Annotated in this window: 16 protein-coding genes; 8 read left to right on the forward strand and 8 right to left on the reverse strand. The window is 53.9% G+C overall.

Annotated elements, in window-relative coordinates:
* Window positions 1-8 precede the first annotated feature (8 nt).
* Both ABIE64_RS01405 and ABIE64_RS01410 read left to right on the forward strand, forming a co-directional pair.
* Complete coding sequence (locus tag ABIE64_RS01405; RefSeq protein ID WP_354376439.1) at window positions 9-893, forward strand: phytanoyl-CoA dioxygenase family protein; 885 nt, start codon at window positions 9-11, stop codon at window positions 891-893.
* Window positions 868-3,456: an ATP-binding protein gene (locus ABIE64_RS01410; RefSeq protein ID WP_354376440.1), complete on the forward strand. Its 2,589-nt coding sequence runs from the start codon at window positions 868-870 to the stop codon at window positions 3,454-3,456. Before ABIE64_RS01405 ends, ABIE64_RS01410 begins: the two co-directional genes overlap by 26 nt.
* A 69-nt stretch (window positions 3,457-3,525) precedes the next feature.
* Here the strand turns inward: ABIE64_RS01410 and ABIE64_RS01415 are convergent, their stop codons facing one another.
* Window positions 3,526-4,677, reverse strand: a complete 1,152-nt coding sequence (locus ABIE64_RS01415) for a M24 family metallopeptidase (RefSeq protein WP_354376441.1) — start codon at window positions 4,675-4,677, stop codon at window positions 3,526-3,528.
* A 300-nt stretch (window positions 4,678-4,977) separates the two neighbouring features.
* Between ABIE64_RS01415 and ABIE64_RS01420 the strand changes: the two genes are divergently transcribed.
* From ABIE64_RS01420 to ABIE64_RS01435, 4 genes are all read left to right on the forward strand, one after another.
* Window positions 4,978-5,163 (forward strand): hypothetical protein, encoded by a 186-nt coding sequence (locus tag ABIE64_RS01420; RefSeq protein ID WP_354376442.1) that lies wholly within the window; start codon window positions 4,978-4,980, stop codon window positions 5,161-5,163.
* A gap of 201 nt (window positions 5,164-5,364) precedes the next feature.
* On the forward strand, window positions 5,365-6,108 hold the full coding sequence (locus ABIE64_RS01425; protein ID WP_354376443.1) for a glycerophosphodiester phosphodiesterase: 744 nt from the start codon (window positions 5,365-5,367) through the stop codon (window positions 6,106-6,108).
* A gap of 131 nt (window positions 6,109-6,239) precedes the next feature.
* Entirely contained in the window at window positions 6,240-7,388 is a 1,149-nt protein-coding gene (locus tag ABIE64_RS01430; RefSeq protein ID WP_354376444.1) for an ABC transporter substrate-binding protein, read from the forward strand.
* 30 nt (window positions 7,389-7,418) lie between these two features.
* A complete protein-coding gene (locus tag ABIE64_RS01435) occupies window positions 7,419-8,867 on the forward strand; it encodes a GGDEF domain-containing protein (protein WP_354376445.1) in 1,449 nt (482 codons plus the stop codon).
* Between the two features lie 8 nt (window positions 8,868-8,875).
* On the opposite strand, the gene rodA is transcribed toward ABIE64_RS01435, so the two are convergent.
* The 7 genes from rodA to ABIE64_RS01470 all read right to left on the reverse strand — a co-directional run bounded on the left by rodA (window position 8,876) and on the right by ABIE64_RS01470 (window position 17,572).
* Window positions 8,876-10,039 carry a rod shape-determining protein RodA gene (gene rodA, locus ABIE64_RS01440; RefSeq protein ID WP_037992351.1) on the reverse strand — a complete coding sequence of 388 codons (1,164 nt, stop codon included), beginning with the start codon at window positions 10,037-10,039 and terminating at the stop codon, window positions 8,876-8,878.
* Between the two features lie 4 nt (window positions 10,040-10,043).
* Entirely contained in the window at window positions 10,044-11,930 is a 1,887-nt protein-coding gene (gene mrdA, locus ABIE64_RS01445; RefSeq protein WP_354376446.1) for a penicillin-binding protein 2, read from the reverse strand.
* A gap of 183 nt (window positions 11,931-12,113) precedes the next feature.
* Window positions 12,114-12,629, reverse strand: a complete 516-nt coding sequence (gene mreD, locus ABIE64_RS01450) for a rod shape-determining protein MreD (RefSeq protein WP_007090777.1) — start codon at window positions 12,627-12,629, stop codon at window positions 12,114-12,116.
* Window positions 12,626-13,606 (reverse strand): rod shape-determining protein MreC, encoded by a 981-nt coding sequence (gene mreC, locus ABIE64_RS01455; protein WP_071240345.1) that lies wholly within the window; start codon window positions 13,604-13,606, stop codon window positions 12,626-12,628. Before mreC ends, mreD begins: the two co-directional genes overlap by 4 nt.
* Before the next feature lie 125 nt (window positions 13,607-13,731).
* Window positions 13,732-14,772 (reverse strand): rod shape-determining protein, encoded by a 1,041-nt coding sequence (locus ABIE64_RS01460; protein ID WP_007090779.1) that lies wholly within the window; start codon window positions 14,770-14,772, stop codon window positions 13,732-13,734.
* Between the two features lie 182 nt (window positions 14,773-14,954).
* Complete coding sequence (locus tag ABIE64_RS01465; protein ID WP_354376447.1) at window positions 14,955-15,857, reverse strand: alpha/beta hydrolase family protein; 903 nt, start codon at window positions 15,855-15,857, stop codon at window positions 14,955-14,957.
* A 164-nt stretch (window positions 15,858-16,021) separates the two neighbouring features.
* On the reverse strand, window positions 16,022-17,572 hold the full coding sequence (locus ABIE64_RS01470) for a 2-isopropylmalate synthase (RefSeq protein ID WP_007090781.1): 1,551 nt from the start codon (window positions 17,570-17,572) through the stop codon (window positions 16,022-16,024).
* A gap of 628 nt (window positions 17,573-18,200) precedes the next feature.
* Between ABIE64_RS01470 and ABIE64_RS01475 the strand changes: the two genes are divergently transcribed.
* Both ABIE64_RS01475 and ABIE64_RS01480 read left to right on the forward strand, forming a co-directional pair.
* The gene (locus ABIE64_RS01475; protein WP_007090782.1) at window positions 18,201-18,824 is read left to right on the forward strand and encodes a LysE family translocator; all 624 of its coding nucleotides are present in this window, start codon (window positions 18,201-18,203) and stop codon (window positions 18,822-18,824) included.
* An 84-nt stretch (window positions 18,825-18,908) separates the two neighbouring features.
* Window positions 18,909-19,226, forward strand: coding sequence for a hypothetical protein (locus tag ABIE64_RS01480; RefSeq protein ID WP_007090783.1), 318 nt, complete (start codon window positions 18,909-18,911; stop codon window positions 19,224-19,226).
* Window positions 19,227-19,248: the final 22 nt, after the last annotated feature.

Here is a 19,248-nt window from a genome sequence, read left to right on the forward strand (position 1 = left end):
TTTCCGACATGATGACTGCGTTTCAGGCCTGCCAACGTGAAAGTTGGCTTTCGATCAACCCGCAACTGACAATTTCCGCCGCCGGTGCGGGGATCTGTGATGTGCCGTCGGTCGGTTATGACAAGGGCGGATTTGACGGTTCGGCGCATTCCGACCGGTTCTGGCAGGATGGATATTTCCTGATTGATGATCTGTTGCCTGTTGAAAGTCTGGCGCAATTGCGCACCGGGATTGAAACATTGGTGGTCAACGGTTTGCCGCCAGCGATGATCTATCTGTATGACGAGGCATGGCAGATTTTCATGCGGCTTCGCCCGTTGCTGACCCATTTTCTGGGGGATCGGGTAAAGCTGCTTCCTCATTTCTGGGCATGGCACGTCGATCCGGGGCAGGGCGGGCGCGGGTGGCCGCCGCATCGCGATTATCAGGGTGAAAGTGTTATTGGCGATGACATGCTGATCAGCCTGTCACTTTGGGTGCCACTGGGCATTGCAAGCCCCGACAACGGCTGTATGTACGTATTGCCGCGTTCATTTGAAAAGTGTTATCCTTGCCCTGTTGCTAAACCGGAAGATGTTGTTTTGCAAGATGTTCGGGCACTACCCGCGAGACCGGGGACCGTGATGGGCTGGCGGCAGGACTTGTATCATTGGGGTGGGCGCGCCAGTACCTTTGCCACCGAACCAAGGATCAGTCTGTCGCTTGAATTTCAGAATGCAGCATTTGATCCCCTGGCGGATCGTCTGCTTGACCTGGACCAGCCACCGGCGTTTCGTGAACGGCTTGAACTGATCGTGCAGCAATTTGCGAAATACCGGCATATGCAATCGATGGACGACGATACCCTGCGATGGGCAAACAGCATTCATGCCGAACTGTCAGGTTGGGCATGACAAAAGCCCTGCATCGCGTTCCAGATGCCGGAATGGCACGCTAACAACGGTCAAAAAGACCAGAACCGGGGTCGATGCCAATATGCCAAAAATGCTGAGCCTTCCCGGTGTCGCATTTCTTGCCTTCTGTGCCATCGCTCCTGTGTTTCTGCTTTTCTCGTCGCTTGATGACGATCTGGTGTCGGGCATTACCGTCTCGGTTCTGGTGGTCGTGGAATTCATCGCGCTGCTGTCGATGTGCATTGGCTGGATCCTGTTCGACATCACCAAGCGCAAGCAGATTTTCTATTTGGCGACCGCGATGGGGGTGCTGCTGATCAGCGACCTTTTGGGTATTCCCAACCTTCTTGCGGCCCGCAGCGTGTTGGGGCAAGAACAGGCACTTGGTTCCTTTACCGGCCTTCTGGTTCTTGTGTTACGACTGGGCTCTTTCTGGCTGGTTGTCATGAGCTGGCATGTCGCAAACCGTCATGAAAGCCGTCAGGGTACTGATCAGGTGTGGGCAATGGTGCCCGGGCTGATCATCGCCGGTGTCGCGGTTCAGGCATTTCTGGTCTGGTTCATGCCCGGTGTTTCAAGCGACGTCAGCGGGGCATTGCAAAATATCAGCACGCTTATCCTGTTTCCGACGACAATCATGATTTTTGCCGGGGCGGCGGGGTATCTGGTACGGTGCCATTACCGGTTTTCCCTTTCCGAAAGCCTGATCTGTTTCACGCTGCTGATTGGCTGCTTCAATCATCTGGCATTTTTCGTATTCGGTCCGGAACACGCCGATATTGTCGCGCGCTTCATCATTCCATCGCGCCTGATCAGTTACAGTTTTGCCCTGGCTTTCATGTTGCTGGAATTGCGCAGCCATTATCGACAGTCATTTCAGGCAAGTTCGGCCAAAAGCGAATTTCTGGCGACCATGAGCCACGAAATCAGAACGCCGTTAAATGGCATTCTGGGCATGGCGCAATTGTTGCGGCAAAGTCAGCTTGACGATGCGCAAAAGGAACGGGTCAGTGCGATCTTGTCATCCGGGCGGGCGCTGATGGCGCTTTTGAACGATATCCTTGATATGAGCAAGATCGAGGCCGGTCGGGTCGAGTTGGAAAAACGCCCCTTTCACCCATCCGACATTACCTATGATCTGTTTCGTGCGATTGCCGACATGGCACGCGAAAAGAACCTTTCCCTGCATTGTGATGATGCGCCGTTGGCAACAAGGGTGTTTACCGGTGATGAAGTCCGGTTTCGCCAGATACTGTGGAACCTGTTATCAAATGCAGTGAAATTCACCCGGAAGGGATCGGTAAGGTTGGAAGTCACCCGGGAGGAAAATATACCGGAACGGGTGCGCGACCTGATTGCGGATGAGGAAGTTTACCATTTTGCCGTTATCGATACCGGCATCGGAATTCCGCGGGATCGTCAGGAACAGATATTTTCCCCCTTTAGCCAGGCCGACAATTCCACCATGCGGCAATATGGTGGAACGGGGCTTGGTCTTTCGATTGCACGCAGTCTGACGGAATTGATGGGCGGCTTCATGAAGGTCGATAGTACCGAGGGCAAGGGAACGCGATTTGATGTGTGGCTGCCGTTTGAAGCCCGCCGATCGGAACGGCATGAGCATGGGGGCGGCCAGATTGCCGAGAGCAGAGGCGACAGTGTTCTTTCGGGTAGTCGCATTCTTGTTGCCGAGGATAACGAGATTAATGCCAACGTGATCCGCGGGCTGTTGCTGCGTTATGGATTGGTTGTCGATATCGTCCCCAATGGTCGCCAGGCCGTGCATGCCTTCCAGCAGAATGACTATGATGCGATCCTGATGGATGCCCATATGCCGGTTCTGGATGGCGAGGGGGCGACCCGCCATATCCGTGAACTGGAACGTGTCACCAGAGGTGGACGTGTTCCGATCATTTGTGTAACGGCCGAAGCATTCAGTGATCGCCATCGTGATTTTCTGGCGGCGGGCATGGACGAGGTTATGACTAAGCCTGTCGAAGAACGCAGGCTTTACGGTGTTCTGTTACGCTTCCTGAGAAACCGTGGCGGCGGGTATTCTGTAACATCCGGTTTGCAGGTTAAAGATGCCGATATGGAAGTGAACCTGCCCGACGCCTTGCCCGTAGATAGTCCGGCGCGAACGGTTAACAGTGATAACGCAACGGGAGACACAAAACCCGTGCCCGAGCCGGCTAAAGCAAACATATCTGCCAAAGAGACAAAAATGAATCTGATCGACAAAATACGTTTCGAGGAAATGAGTCGTGCCTTGGGTGCCGATCAGATGGCCAGCCTGATTGACCTGCTGCCGGCGTCCTATCAGGAAGAACGCGAAAAGATCATCGCAGCAATTGCCGATGGTGACCGCGAAAGCCTTCGCCGTGCGGCACATACGATCAAGGGAATGGCTGCAAACCTTGCTGCAGAAAAGCTGGCGGTCGATGCCCGCCAGTTGGAACTTTATGAAGGCGACTTTGATGGGGCGATCCATGACCGGATTGCCAAACTGGATCGTCTTGCCGAAGACACGGCAGATGCCATGCGCAAGGCATTGCAGGACTGATAGCTGCAATACACGAAAAGGCCCGCTTCATATTCGAGCAGGCCTTTTTGTGGAAAACTGCTTTGTATATCAGCGCGTGACCAGGTCGAGTTGATGACGTGATATGGCTTCGTTGCCGGTTTCGGTAACAATCACCGAATGGCCGGGGCACATGGCGATGCCGCTTTCGCTGTCCATCAGGATCATATGCAGGAAGTAAACCATGCCCGGTTCGGCGATCACCGGATTGCCATGATAAAACATCGGCCAGTCCATCCAGTTCGGGGCAAAGGTCGTCCCCATTGAATAACCGCACGCGTTTAGACGGTGGGCTTTCATGCCGCCTGCATCGCAAACCCTGGCATAGGCATCGAATACCTTGCCGATTGGTTCGCCGGGTTTAAGCGCATCGCGGCAGGCGACCATGGCATCCGTTGCGACCTTGTGCATTTCAACGTGGCGCGATGTTGCCTTGCCGATTGGGATGGTGCGCATCATCGCAGCATGATAATGCCGATAGGCTCCCGCCCATTCCAGCGTGATCTGATCCATGTCAGCCAGATGTTTGCGCCCGGTGAAGTAACGGCAAAGCAGTGCATCGCGTCCGGCACCGATAATGAATTCATTGCCGGGATAATCCCCGCCCCCTTTGAAAATAGCGCCCTGCATGGCGGCCAGTATGTCGCCTTCAAACGCACCTGCATGGACGGTTTCAAGGGCGGCATCCCATGCGTCATCGGCAAGACTGGCGGCGGTGCGGATATAATCGAGTTCCGCCGGGCTTTTGACAACGCGCAGTTCCGATACCAGACGGGATGCATCGGTAAGCGTGCAGAAGCCGTCAAGTGCTGCATCAAGCTTTTTACCATTGGCGGCGGTCAACCCATAGGCATCGTATTCAACGCCAAGTTTTTTGCCGCCACAGCCAAACTCCGCCAGCATGTCGCGCAGTTGCAATGCAGGGTTCACATCCGGGCCATCGACCCAGATACGGATATCTTCGATGTCGGATGTATGTTGTGCCTGACGCAAGTCCGGTGCGCGGGTAATAAGGGCAATGCGGCCGTCAGCCCCCAGATACAGGCACTGGAAAAAGACATAACCGAACGTGTCATACCCCGTCAGATAGAACATGCTTTCCTGGCGGAACATCAGCAGGCCATCAAGACCGGCGGCTTCAAGACGTGCAACCGTTTTTGCGCGGCGGGCCGACAGTTCGGCGCGTTCAAAATGCAATGCCATGGGGGCTTCCCTGATTGTGATTGTTGATTTGCCAATGACGCTAACAAACTCCGTGAACACGAAATAGTAAAAAATACGATCCAATGATGTTTTGTTGATAAATTGCAATTGTTGGGTGGCGATCTTTCCGGGATTGTCGTTTCAGATCATGATCTTACCGAAAGAAATCAGTAAATTTTGTTCGAAACCGTAGACATTTTTTCATTCCATCCCAAATGAAATGTAATGGCAGTGTCACAAAGGGCATCGAAATTGCCCGATGCCAGTTCCGCTTAAGACCATCCCCCTCAGGAGGCAAAAGTGGCTAGCTATAAGAAATTTTCTGGAAATGCGCCGGCAACGTCATCGCGAGAAAGACAGTTCGAACCGGCCTATGAAAAATGGCGGCGCGACGATCTTTATCACCTTGCCAAGCAGCACGGGATCGAGAATCGCGCGAGTATGTCGACCGACGAACTGGCCCGTGCGTTGCGCGATATTGGTTAGACTGGGCTTCCTTTCGGTGACTTTTGGGTGTCATGCTGTTTGCGGGACGCCGCATAATTTTTGTGCCTGATATCTTGCGGATGCGGTTTTGGGAGGTAACAGGCAAGGTAACAGTAAGGTTAAATTGACCTGACATGCTTGCTGCGCGCGGGACTGTCGACCTACCTTCCCTATGGCCAGTCGAGCCATATGGAGGGTCCCGTGAAGCCAGTACAACTTGTTTATCACCGTGGCGACAGCCTTAATGCGCCGGAAAATACCTTTGCCAGCGCCGAAAGTGCGATTGTGGCGGGGGCGGACTATATCGAATTCGATGTGCGTCAGTCCGCCGACGAAGTTCTGTATGTCATGCATGACGCAACCGTGGATCGGACAACCGATGGCACCGGTGCCATTGCGGAAATGACCAGCGCGGAAATTGACCGGCTGGATGCCGGGTCTTGGTTCAATCCGGCATTCGCAGGCGAGCCGGTGCCGCGGCTTGAAGACTTTCTGCGCCGTCTAAAGGGGCGGGTGAAAATATATTGCGAGATCAAGCAGGCAGATGCGGGCAGGGTTGTCGACATGCTTGATGGTTTTGCCTTCGGAAACGACGTTTTTGTCAGTTCTTTTTCTGCCGACATTCGTGACGACCTGCGCCGGGTTGCACCGGATATCCGGCGCAATGTGCAGCTTCATATTACCGGTTCGCTAGAACAGGCGATCCATCATGAACAGGCACATATTTTCGAATTTCTTGAGGAAAATGTGACGCGCGATGCAATACATGAAGCAAAGGCGCGTGGTCTTGAGACGATGATTTTCATCGATACGCCCAATGCGGAACTTTTCGCCAAACTTGTCGAATGGCAGATTGACTATGTCAATCTGGATTATGCGGCGCTTTTCCGCGCGGTTCAGCAGGAAGTCATGTTGCGTTTGGATGGTGCCACCCAGACGATCTGATCCTTCCGTAGGCCAACTTGATTTGACCTTTCGGATATAATTGGTTAATGCGGCGACACTGAAAATAAACAGGCGATCATCGTCCTTTGCACGGTGGGAAAGGCCTGTGACCGGTGTCGAGGGAATAGTCTTTGAAACTTGTAAGCTGGATCGCTGCGCTGTGCGCGATTTTGGGGGGCGCGATGCATGTTGATGCGCGTGACCTGAACAATGTTTCCGAACCGCGCATCGCTTTTATCAATCCGGGTTATGGTGATCGCGGTTTCTGGAAAGACGTGCGCGACACCATGCAGGCCGCAGCCGATCAGTTCGGTTTTGATCTTGTTGTGTTTGACAGTGACCGTGACTGGAAACAGATGGCCGAAAGCGCCAATCGTGTTTTTGCCATGAATCCCCCGCCCGATTACATCATCGCGGTTAATGAACATCAGCAAGGTACCCGGATCGTTCTTGAGGCGCAGGAACGCAGCATCCCGGTTCTGATGCTGCTCAATGATCTGACCGATGAACAAAAGCAGCGATTTGGCCGACCGGGCAGGGAACTCGGCTTCTGGATTGCGACGCTGGTTCCTGATAACGAGCGTGCCGGATTTGAAATTGCCCAGTCGTTGGCTATTGCCGCAAAGGACGCACATAATGGCGGTTTGCGCAAAGACCTTTGCCTTTTGTCTTTGGCCGGGGACAGCATGACACCGGCGTCGCTGCAGCGGCTCCGGGGGCTTGATATGGCATTGGAACAGTATCCCTTGCTTCGTGAACAGCGTCGCCTTGTGGTCAATTGGTCATTTGAGGAGGCCTATCGCAGGACTGCGGAATGGCTTGCCACAGGTGGCTGTCTGGATGCGGTGTGGGCTGCCAATGACAGTATCGCCCTTGGTGCAATCAAGGCGATCGAAGAATTCGGAAAAGTTCCCGGGAAGGATGTCTTTGTTGGCGGCTTGAACTGGTCCACCGAAGGATTGGAAAATGTTGCCAGTGGCAAAATGACGATGACGCATGGCGGACATTTTCTGGCGGGTGCGTGGATTATGGTATTGCTAAAAGATTACCTTGAAGGCATTGAAAAACTGACAACAAATCCCGAAGTATCTTTCGGAATGCAGGCAATAACACGGGATAATTTCGAGACCTACAAGCAGGTTCTTGGCGACCGTGACTGGAATAAGATTGATTTTTCACAGTTCAGCCTTGTCAGCAATCCGGAACAAAGGGACTATCGGTTCAGGATCGAGGAACTGAATTCGGCGCAGGAACGTGATTGGCCAATACCGTCGCGCTGATTGGACTGGCTTTAATGGAAAGGGTGCCGTGTGTCTAAGACAGGAAAGGATACCGTTCAGGACCTGTCTGGACTGAAGCTTGGCAGTTCTGTTGCGACAAGGCAGCTTAAATATTCCCTGTTTGCCGCAATGTTACTTGGTTTTGTTATCACGGCTTTTCAGATTTTCAGCGACTATCAATGGCTTGAGGGGGTCTATCAGCAGGCCAACGAGCGTGTTGTTGATAGCAGCCTGCCTGTGGCGGCCGAAGCGGTGACAAAAAAGGATGCAGCATTGGCCGAGGTCATGGCGCGCGGCATGATGCTGCAAAGATCCATTTCCAGTGTCAAAATACAGCTTGGCGATGGCTCCGTTCTTTATCAAAGAAAACGTCCGGTAGGGGAAATTCCAACCTCGCGATGGGCGGAAAAGTTGTTTGGCGGTTTGCAGCAGCTTGAAATCCCGCTTCAAAATGAAAACAACCCGTCTGCCGATGCCTTGGGAACACTGGTCGTTGGCCTGAATCCCCAGGTTTATGTAACTGCGTTCATGTCGCGGTCTGCCTGGTCGTTTTTGGCCAACATGGTTTTTGCGGTCACCATGGCGGTGGTATTTGCCTCGCTTAGTTATTTTGTGTTTTCGCGCCCCTTGGTGAAGCTGGCGCATTACATCGTCAATTCCGATCCGTCGGATGTTAAACGGTCGCTGGATATGCCGCCAACGTACCGTCATGACGATGAAGTGCAATTGCTGAGTTCGGTTACGGTAGGGCTTTTTGGCATGATACGGGGGCAAATCGGGCAGTTGCAGCGCGCGCGTGATGATTTGCAGGACGCAAATGTCAATCTGGAAACGCGGGTTGAAAGTCGGACGCGCGCATTGAATGAAGCCATGGGCAAGCTTGAAGTGCTGGCTTCGACAGACCCGTTGACCGGTCTTGCCAACCGTCGCATTTTTATGATGCGTCTTGAAGAAAACCTTTCGATCTGGAAGCGTCGTGATACGCCGATGAGTATCATTTTGCTCGATATTGATAGGTTCAAGCTTTTGAATGACACCTATGGTCATCAGGCCGGAGATGCGGTTCTGGTATCACTGGCAAAGCTTTTGAAATACAGCCTGCGTGATATCGATTTGCCAGCCCGACTGGGCGGGGAAGAGTTTGCGGTTCTTCTTCCGGGGGAGGGGGCGGAAGGTGCCATGATCCTTGCAGAGCGTCTTCGGAGCGCGTTTGAACAGGATGCTGTTGGCTTCGGCGGCAAGCATTTGAACTACACGTCAAGTTTCGGGGTGATATCCCTGCCTGCACAGGGGACGGCTGGCAAATTGGATGCGCAAGTTGCCAAAAACGTTGCATTGCTGAAATCCCGCGAAAACACAGATGTTGCCGACATTCTTTATTCGCTGGTCGATGCCGCACTTTATCAAGCCAAGGAAACAGGGCGAAATCGCTGTGTGCCTGTCGATCTTGCCAATCTGGCCGATCAGATCAGCACCTGAGTTGGGGGCTATTGACGGCCGTCGTCATTTCCCTGTCTTGAAATCCGTATATCGCGGTGGATTGATACACTCATCAGAAGGCCAAAGCTGACAAGAATGGTCATCATCACCGTGCCGCCATACGATACCAGCGGCAACGGAACACCGACCACAGGGATAAGTCCCATTACCATGGCGATGTTGATGAAGACATACAGGAAAAAGGTCGAGGTGATCCCGATTGCGACAAGGCGACCGAACTGGTTGCGGCACCGAAGCGCAATCACATAACCATACATGATTACCATGGTATAAAGCAGCAGCAACGCCAATCCGCCAACCAGCCCGAACTCTTCACCCAGCATGGTAAAGATAAAGTCGGTCTGTTTTTCCGGCAGGAAGTTCAGATGGCTTTGCGATCCCAGCATATAACCCTTGCCAAACAGGCCGCCCGACCCAAGGGCAATCTTTGACTGGGTAATGTGATAGCCCGCACCAAGCGGGTCATTTTCAGGGTTCAGGAACGTCAGAACGCGGTTCTTCTGATAATCGCGCAGAAACTGCCAGCCGATGGGAATGATTGCCAGAACCGCGCCAAGTATCAGGGCGAATTTCCACATCCGAACCCCGGCAAGCCAGAAGATGACGCCGCCACCGGCAATCAGCAATAGGGCAGTACCCAGATCAGGCTGGCGCAGCACCAGTGCCGCAGGAGCCAGAACCATTAAAAGTGGCGGTATCAAAAGCGGAATGCGCCCCACTTCTTCGACAGTCAGGCCGTGAAAATAACGCGCAAGTGCCAGCACAAGCGAGATTTTCATCAGTTCGGATGGTTGCAACTGGAAGAAACCAAGATTGATCCAGCGTTGCGCCCCCATGCCAATATCCCCCTTGATTTCAACCCCAATCAGAAGGATCAGCGCGACGAAATAGGAAAAATAGGCAAGTTTCAGCCAGACACGGACATCGGTAACCGCGATACCAATCATCAGGATGGCGCCAACAGCAAAACGCATCATCTGACGTTCTGCCCATGGTTCAACCGAACCGTTGGCCGCCGAATACAGCATGGCAAAACCGATCCCCGACAGTGCGGAAATCAGCAATACCAGCGTCCAGTTAAGCATTAAAAGACGGCGACCGATTGGCACGTAATCCGGATCTTCGCCGATACGATATCTGCGGCTTGCCATCGTTCTAGCCTTCTTCTTCGCGGTCTGTCTGTGACGGGCGCGACAATTGCGCGGTGGATTGAATGTTGGCCGCAGATATGCCCGGGCGTGCGGATTTCAGTTCCTGCGCCTTTATCAGAATGTCACGCGCAATCGGTGCGGCGATGCCCGAACCTGATCCGCCGTGATCAACAACAACCGCACAGGCATAGCGCGGATTGTCGACCGGCGCAAAGGCAACAAACAGCGCATGGTCACGGTATTTCCACGGCAGATCGGCGTTATCAAGAACGCCGGTGGTCTGGCGTTCGCGCATGGTAATGCGGCGGACCTGACTGGTGCCGGTTTTTCCGGCCATCTCCATGCCCTTGATATCAATCCGCGACCGGTGTGCCGTGCCACGCAATTCGTTGGTGACACCATTCATGCCATCGCGAATACGTGCCAGATGGGCACGGTTGACCTGAAGTCCGGGGAATTCCTCATTCGCCCGGCTGGTGATGCCTTCTGCGGTTACATGATCGCGTGTCAGATGCGGCTTAACAGCCTTGCCCGATGCAATGCGTGCAACCATGGTCGCCAGTTGCAACGGTGTTGCCAGAACGTATCCCTGGCCGATTGACGAAATCAGGGTTTCACCACCCTGCCAGCGTTTGCCGAGCTGGATTTCCTTCCAGTCTTTGGTCGGGATCAGGCCGGAACGTTCATTGGGCAGGTCAATACCGGTCAATTCGCCAAGGCCCAGTTTATTGGCCATGGCGGCGATGCGGTCGATGCCGATCTTTTGCGATATTTCATAGTAATAAACATCGCAGGAATGTTTCATCGAGTCATGCATATCGACCCAGCCATGCCCGCCACGTTTCCAGCAATGGAACCGTGCATTGCCAAGATCAAGGTGACCCGGGCAGAAGAAACGCTGATTGGCTGTAACCACACCGGCTTCAAGTCCGGCAAGGGCGACACACATCTTGAATGTCGAACCCGGTGCATAGGTACCGGTGACGGCCTTGTTAGACAGTGGTGCGTATTCGTTATTGACCAGACTGTTCCATAGCTTGTGCGAAATGCCGTTGGTAAAGGCGTTCGGGTCGTATGTCGGATGCGATGCCATCGCAAGCACTTCGCCGTTATGAATATCAAGCACAACGGCAGATGCGCTTTCCTTGTTTGACAGGCGCTGGTTGGCGTAACGCTGCAATTCAAGATCAAGGGTCATGACAACCGTGTTGCCACTGTCGCCTTCTTCGCGGTCAAGTTCGCGGATGACACGGCCAAGTGCATTGACTTCGACCTGGCTGGTGCCAGCACTGCCGCGAAGTGCCAGATCGTAAACTTTCTCGATCCCGCTTTTGCCAATCCGGAACCCGGGCAGTTCAAGCAATGGATCGCCGGTCAGTTCTTTTTCCGACACGGCCGCCACATAGCCCAAAGTATGCGCCAGATGCGGACCTTCGGGATAATCGCGCGAACGACCGGCATCAATGATCAGACCGGGCAGGTCCGGGGCGTTAACGCCGACGCGTGCAACTTCTTCCCAAGTTAAATTGTCGCGCACCGTAACCGGGACAAAGGACCGTCTGCGCGCGACGTCACGTTCAACCCGTTCGATGGTGTCGGGGCCAAGTTCGATGATCTGACCCAGAATTTCCAGGGTCCTCCGAACATCCTGCGCCTGTTCGCGAACGATCATGATGTGATAGTTCTGCCGGTTTACCGCGACCGGAGCACCAAAACGGTCGGTAATCAGGCCGCGCGGTGGCGGCAAAAGGCGATGGGATATCCGGTTTTCATCGGCAAGGACCCTGTAACGGTCGCTTTCCATTACCTGCAGATAGTACATGCGTGCGGCAAGACCGGTCAGCAATATACCCTGCCCCGCGCCGAGCATCAGGGCGCGGCGGGTAAACATGCGATATCTGTCTGAGTCACGGTGCCACATCGGCGTCGTCAAACCTGCTGGTCGGAGTGCCCCGACGGAATTCCGGAAACTTGCGTGCCCGTTTTATCCTGTGCGGTGCATGTTGAAAACTGTCTTTCAAACATAGCCGGTAGCTATTGCCAAAACATCAATATTGATCCAGCTGGTGCTGTTCTAGATATGGCGCAGAAGCGTATTTTGCGCCCGTGCCAGAACCCATGCAACAAGCGGGAAAAGTGCCGCAGTCAGTACATAGCTAATCAATGTCGACTTGATCGGCAAGAAGGCCCCGATTAATGCCGAACTCAAAAGCCACTGAACCAGCAGGGCCGGGATCGCGACCAATGCAAAGCCCCACCACATTACGCTGAACGGCTTGTTATGGAAAAAACGGCCTTGGCTTGCAGATCCGGTCTGCACGAGCAGCAAGACCAGCGAGCTGACGCCAAGGGGCAGGCCTGTCAGCAAATCCTGCAACAGTCCAAGAAAGAATGCCGTCAGCGCGGTTAGCAAATCCGGGCGGTTCACCGACCAGTAAAATACTGCCATCAAAGGCAATGCAGGTGATGCGGTGCTGAGCAATGGCACGCTGATCGGCAGCAGATTAAACAGCAACAGAATGAAAACGCTGAATGCCGGAAACAAGCCTCGCGCAATGATATCCAGCCTGTGCCAGACACCGGGCTTCACGGAAGTCGATCCGTTGGCTGTGCGGGGCCAAGCGTTGGCATATTTGCTGCCGCATCGTTCCCGTCATTGGGTACGATGCCAACACCGTTGGGGATAACGCCATCATTCTGCTGATCACGGCGCATGGCCTGATCGCTCAGGATGCCTTGCAGGCCATAATCCGCGACGCGCAGATATTCAAGTTGGTGGCGGCGGAACAGTGGCGCGACACGCACGGCATTTTCCGAAACGGATGAAACGACACCAACCGGAATGCCAGGCGGGAAGGCACCACCATGACCGGATGTCAGAATGCGATCACCCGGCGCAACCGCCGCATCCGCAGTCAGGAAGGTCAAAAGCGGGCGGTCTGTGTTGTCGCCCGACAGAAACGCACGGTCACGCGAATTTTCAACAATCACCGGGACGCGTGAATTGATGTCTGTAATCAACAGAACGCGCGAAGCCTGATAGCCTGCTTCGGCAACACGTCCGACAAGCCCTTCGTCGGACATAACTGCCTGTCCTTTGATCACGCCATCGCGCGAACCGGCCGATACCATCAGGCTGTGCGCATAGGCACCGCCCATATCGGCAATCACGCGGGTGGTGACAAGGCGCAATGGCGGCGGGCTTGTATAATCGGCAAGGTCGCGCAGGCGGGCATTTTCATGCGCCAGATTACGGGCAACCTGCTGCCACGCCAGCAATTCGCGGTTTTCGCGACGCAGGCGTTCGTTCTGTTCATAGAGATTGAAGATATTGGTCGCTTGTTCCGTCAGCTCGTTGATGCTGGCGGCGGGACGGGAAACAACATTCATGATCGGGGATACAAGATCGGCCGAAGCGGCTCGTATCCTTTCGATCAGAACGGTATCAGCCTTGCCCAGAAGCATAAGGCCAAACGCCGAAACAATCAGAAGGATGAAGGCGAAGCGGTGAAGCGCCGTACGTAACGGCGAAAAGATACGCTGCTGCGGACCGCCATGCTGAGCCACTATATTCCCCGCATTAGATCAGAAAAGTTGTCCCGAAATCCCCGTGGGATATTCAACCTTAACGAAATCACCGAGTCGCGTCCAGTCAGGACATGACCCGGTGAGATGTTTTTTGCCATTTCGCCTTAGTAGGCGGTGTGCAACACGTTGCGAAGCATCTTCTTTTCTTCGAGTGCACGACCCGTACCAAGCGCAACGCAGGACAGGGGATCATCGGCAATCGAAACCGGAAGGCCGGTTGCATGGCGCAGGACATAGTCCAGATTGCCAAGCATTGCGCCACCACCCGTCAGAACGATACCCTTGTCGACGATGTCGGCTGCCAGTTCCGGCGGGGTCTGTTCAAGGGCGACTTTCACCGCCTCGATGATTGCCGAAACAGGTTCTGCAAGGCTTTCTGCGATCTGGCGTTCGGAAATGATCAGTTCCTTCGGAACGCCATTCATCAGATCACGGCCACGGATTTCAACCGTTGCACCATCACCATCGTCTGGTGCGCAGGCCGAACCGATTTCTTTCTTGATGCGTTCTGCGGTGCTTTCACCTACCAGCAGGTTATGGGTGCGACGGATATAGGCGATGATCGCCTCGTCCATCTTGTCGCCACCAACACGCACCGAACGGGCATAAACGATACCGCCAAGCGACAGGACTGCGACCTCGGTGGTGCCACCGCCGATGTCTACAACCATGGAGCCGGTCGGCTCGGTGACCGGAAGACCCGCGCCAATGGCGGCTGCCATCGGTTCGTCAATCAGCCAGACCTTGCGGGCGCCGGCACTTTCAGCACTTTCCTGAATGGCGCGGCGTTCAACGGCGGTCGAGCCAGACGGAACGCAAATGATGACTTCCGGGCTTGCGAAGTTGCGACGGCCATGCACTTTACGGATAAAGTGTTTGATCATCTCTTCGGCGATGTGGAATTCGGCAATCACGCCATCGCGCAGCGGGCGAATGGCCTGAATGTAACCGGGCGTACGCCCGAGCATCTGCTTAGCTTCTTCCCCGACGGCAAGTACCTGTTTCTTGCCTTTTTCGTCGGTGATGGCTACCACGGATGGTTCGTTAAGGACGATGCCACGCCCTTTGACGTAAACCAGTGTGTTGGCGGTGCCCAAATCCACCGCCATGTCGGAGGATAAAACCCCAAGAAGCTTGGAAAACATTCCTGCCCTATGCCCCGGTTAATAGTAAAATCTTGAATACGAATGTACCGGCTTTGATAGCGTAACGCGCCAGTCGATGCACGAATAATCTGCTCAGGGAATTGAGGAATAATTAAGACGGGTCACAAGACTTGAAATAAGATGCAAAAAGATGATCCGCCATATGGTGTTGGCGTTTTCATTCAAGGTTTATCTTCCTTGAGAATTATTCCAGTTTTAAGTAGGAAATCCATGATCAGGGCAGTTGTCTCGGGTCCGGTTTCCACTTTCAGAAATTTGCGAGTCGCTTGTTTTTCCGGTGTTTCATTGCTTTGAAGCATTTTAAACATTACCGGTTCGCGATCCGCATGCAGGTCCCGATCCATCCGCCACTGGCACCATGCCGGCGGGTTTAGCCGATCCCCCGTTACCGTCACCAGCAATGCGGGAACGAAATTATCCATTTCCGACATGCATTGGGCACGCAGTCCCACCATCGAGACGAACCGCTGATCAAATCGTTTGGCGTGACCGTGGCGATAGATCGCGAATTGGGCCGCAGCCGCACCGTATCCGTAACCGAAAATCGCAATCCGATCAGGATCGATACCATCCTGTCCAGCCAGATAGTCAAGAGCGCTTAGTGCATCAAAGGCCCAATAGGTCACGCCGTGTTTCGGATTATCAAGTGTACCAGCGGTGCAATAGCTTTGTGACGGGTGGGCTTTTCCAGGCGATATGCGAAGAACCGCAAGGCCTGCATCATGCAGCGCGGTAATCCAGTCTTCCGGAAAACGGTCGTCACAATCAGGAACAGCAATTACCGCTGCGGTTTTAGCGTTTCCATCCACAGGCGGGTAATAGAGGCCGGGAATATCGAATTGCAGGCTGCTATCGACTTCGGGAATGGCTTTTCCCGCGTCAATCAAACGCTGCCGCAGTCCGCTTATCGGATAAGGTTGAGATGGTATGTCGATTTTCTGCACATCATTAATCGCAGCGGCTTTTGCGTGTGGCGTCATAGCGACAATCACGACTGCACAAAACGCCAATATCGTAATGGCAACAGATCGGTGATGAAACTGAAGAACAGGCTGCATGGTCATGGCTTTGGCCCCTTCGTTCAAGAGGCATAATGTATCACAGAATGCGCGGGTTCACAGCAATCATACCTGCTAAAAAGCGGGGGTACCTGACGGAAACCAGCCCTGAAACGGAAAAAGGGGCGGCAAATACCACCCCTTCTATTCTCAAAATGCAGAATGCCTGATCAGGAAGCCATGGCGTCCGGTGCCGTTTTCTGGCTTTTCTCGATCAGCTTGTTAACCGCGGTTACATAGGCCACGCAGGATGCGACAACGGTGTCGGTATCCGATGCATTGCCAACCACGGTGCGGTCTTCACCATCCAGCTTGACGGTAACCGTACCCTGTGCGTCCGTGCCTTCGGTGACAGCATGAACCTGATAGAGTTTCAGCTTCCAGTCATGCGGATAGATTGCCTTGATGGCGTTGAAGGTTGCATCAATCGGGCCATCACCGGTGGTTTTGGCAGTGCGGGTTTCCCCATTCACATTCAGTTCCAGTTCGGCGGTCTGCGGACCTTTGGAGCCACAGGTGACAGCCAGCGACACGAACTTGATATGTTCGTTATCACGCATGCCATCATCGACCAGTGCGACGATGTCGTCGTCATAGACTTCTTTCTTCTTGTCGGCCAGTTCCTTGAAGCGGGCGAACGCGTCTTCGATGGCATTGTCGCCCAGTTCGGCAAAGCCCAGTTCCTTGAGCTTTTCCTTGAAGGCATGACGGCCGGAATGCTTGCCCATCACCAGACTTGATTTGTTCAGGCCGATGCTTTCTGGTTTCATGATTTCATAGGTTTCGGAATTCTTCAGGAAGCCGTCCTGATGAATGCCGCTTTCATGGGCGAAGGCGTTTGCGCCGACAATTGCCTTGTTCGGTTGTACGACGAAGCCCGATACAGCCGACACCAGACGTGATGCGTTCATGATTTTGGTTGAATCGATCCCGGTTTCATACGGGAAGGCATCGTTGCGCGTTTTCAGCGCCATGACGATTTCTTCCAGTGCCGCGTTGCCAGCGCGTTCGCCCAGACCGTTGATCGTGCATTCGATCTGCCGGGCACCGGCATGGACAGCCGCCAGCGAGTTCGCGACCGCCATGCCCAGATCGTTATGGCAGTGAACCGACAGGATGGCCTTGTCGATATTCGGCACACGGTTAAACAGCATGGTCATCAGGTCGGCATATTCGGTTGGCGTGGTATAGCCGACGGTGTCCGGGATGTTGATGGTGGTGGCACCGGCATCAATCGCGGCTTCGACGCAACGGCACAGGAAGTCATGCTCGGTGCGCGATCCGTCCTCGGCCGACCATTCAACGTCGTCGGTAAATTTGCGTGCCAGTGTGACACTTTCAATCACCTTTTCCAGAACGCGTTCCGGTTCCATCTGCAATTTGAATTTCATATGCAGGGGGCTTGTGGAAATGAAGGTGTGGATGCGTTTGTTTTCTGCCGGTTCCAATGCTTCGGCGGCCCGTTCGATGTCGCCTTTGGCCGCGCGGGCCAGCGAACAGATGGTCGGGCCCTTGATTTGTTTGGCGATTTCATTGACTGACCGGAAGTCGCCATTCGATGCGATGGCAAAGCCTGCCTCGATGATGTCGACTTTCATTTCTGCCAATGCGTGTGCCACACGCAGTTTTTCATCGAGCGTCATTGATGCACCCGGGGACTGTTCGCCGTCACGCAGGGTGGTGTCAAAAATGATGACGCGATTGTCGTTAGCACTAGCCATTACCGTAATTCCTGATCAAGCGGGACTTTGCCCGAAATTTGAAACGTCAATTTGGAAAGAGTGCGGGCCTTGTGGCGCGACTTGTTCCCCTGAGCTGCGGTAAATGGATTGACCTATTTGGTAATCCGAACCGTCTTCGTACGCTCAGGGGCGGGTAAGTCGTAGCGACCCGAGCGCTGCGAGACCAAGGAGACCGAGAATTAGGTTTAGAGCAGACAGCACAAAGACACGCGAAGCATCGGCTTCGGTGCGATCGGCAATTGCAGGAATGTTGCAAATGTCTGCGGTCATCGGTCTTCATCAAATGGTATCGAAGTGCCAGGCTGTGCTGGCGACGCACCCAATTTCATCGGACGGCCCGCCAAGGTCAAGTAATTTTTGTATCTTTGATGCGCTTTTAAGGGGGGAAATTAGCGCGACGGTATTGTCGCGGGCCCATATGGCGGCGTGCAGCATAGGATAGAGCTACATTGATCAAATACGAGAATGGCAAACCACCCAAGCCAAAGATTGCGCTTGAAGTGTTCAAATTCTTGGTTATCTGTTGCAGTATCGATGCGAAATGCCCCAGAAAATTTTCCGATAACGTTTCGTATCAAGTGCCGCCACCAACTTACGGATATACACGATGGTAAGCCTGTCTTTGATCGGGGCCTTTATCCCGACGGCCTTCTTTGTCTCGATCACGCCGGGCATGTGCATGACCCTTGCGCTGACAATGGGAATGACGATTGGCGTGCGCCGTACCGTCTGGATGATGATGGGCGAACTTGTCGGCGTGGGGATTGTCGTGGTGGCCTCGGCCCTTGGTGTTGCAACGGTGATGCTGGAATATCCGGCGGTCTTTGCTGTTTTCAAATATGTGGGTGGTGCCTATCTGGCGTGGCTGGGTATCCAGATGTGGCGTTCGCGCGGACGCATGGCATTTAACGCTGAAATTGATGCCTCCCGCCCGGCAACACCGTTTGCGCTTGCTTCTCAGGGGTTTGTGACTGCGATTGCCAATCCGAAGGGCTGGGCGTTTATGGTGGCTCTATTGCCACCCTTTATCAGTCTGGATCATGCTATCGCGCCGCAGCTTTCCGTGCTGGTGGCAATCATTCTGGTGACAGAACTGATTTGCATGACGCTTTATGCGACCGGCGGCCGGTCGTTGCGACACTTTCTGGAAAAAAGCGGCAATGTCCGTATCCTTAACCGGATCGCCGGGACGCTGATGATCGCGGTCGGGATCTGGCTGGCGTCAAGCTAGGGGCCTATTTGTTTGTAAAACCTCTTTAAATCGGATTATCCTGCCTTATATCGTTGTATAAGTTTATTTGCAGGAAGAGCCATTATGCGCGAATTGCGCTGCATCATTTTCGAGGAAAGCGAGCTGATCAAGGCGCTGGTCGGATATCGCCGCCGCACCGGAAAGCCGTTGCCGCCCGGTCAGATCGGGAGGCTTGAAATTGAAAAATCTCCTGAAATTGCCGCACGGCTCAATATCATTGCCGATCATGGTGACCCGATAATTGTCCCGGCGGCAGGTGCAGAACTGGCGGCAGCCCTGATTGCCTATTGCATTGATGTGCGCGTGCCGGTACCGGCATCTTCGAAAAAGTCGATTACCATGATTGATGGGCATGTCGCGCTAAAGATCATGAAGCAATAGGGACGACTTTAACGCCCAAAAG

It is taken from the genome of Thalassospira sp. MBR-102, assembly GCF_040549275.1.
GTDB classification, from domain to species: Bacteria; Pseudomonadota; Alphaproteobacteria; order Rhodospirillales; family Thalassospiraceae; genus Thalassospira; species Thalassospira xiamenensis.

Bases quoted from the DNA above. Each gene is read 5' to 3' on its own strand.
- mrdA (WP_354376446.1), bottom strand. From the start codon at position 11,930: ATGTTTACCCGCCGCGCCCTGATGCTCGGCGCGGGGCAGGGTATATTG.
- ABIE64_RS01410 (WP_354376440.1), top strand. From the start codon at position 868: ATGCCGAACTGTCAGGTTGGGCATGACAAAAGCCCTGCATCGCGTTCC.
- ABIE64_RS01470 (WP_007090781.1), bottom strand. From the start codon at position 17,572: ATGGCTAGTGCTAACGACAATCGCGTCATCATTTTTGACACCACCCTG.
- ABIE64_RS01475 (WP_007090782.1), top strand. From the start codon at position 18,201: ATGGTAAGCCTGTCTTTGATCGGGGCCTTTATCCCGACGGCCTTCTTT.
- rodA (WP_037992351.1), bottom strand. From the start codon at position 10,039: ATGGCAAGCCGCAGATATCGTATCGGCGAAGATCCGGATTACGTGCCA.
- ABIE64_RS01460 (WP_007090779.1), bottom strand. From the start codon at position 14,772: ATGTTTTCCAAGCTTCTTGGGGTTTTATCCTCCGACATGGCGGTGGAT.
- ABIE64_RS01480 (WP_007090783.1), top strand. From the start codon at position 18,909: ATGCGCGAATTGCGCTGCATCATTTTCGAGGAAAGCGAGCTGATCAAG.
- ABIE64_RS01415 (WP_354376441.1), bottom strand. From the start codon at position 4,677: ATGGCATTGCATTTTGAACGCGCCGAACTGTCGGCCCGCCGCGCAAAA.
- ABIE64_RS01465 (WP_354376447.1), bottom strand. From the start codon at position 15,857: ATGACCATGCAGCCTGTTCTTCAGTTTCATCACCGATCTGTTGCCATT.
- ABIE64_RS01405 (WP_354376439.1), top strand. From the start codon at position 9: ATGATGACTGCGTTTCAGGCCTGCCAACGTGAAAGTTGGCTTTCGATC.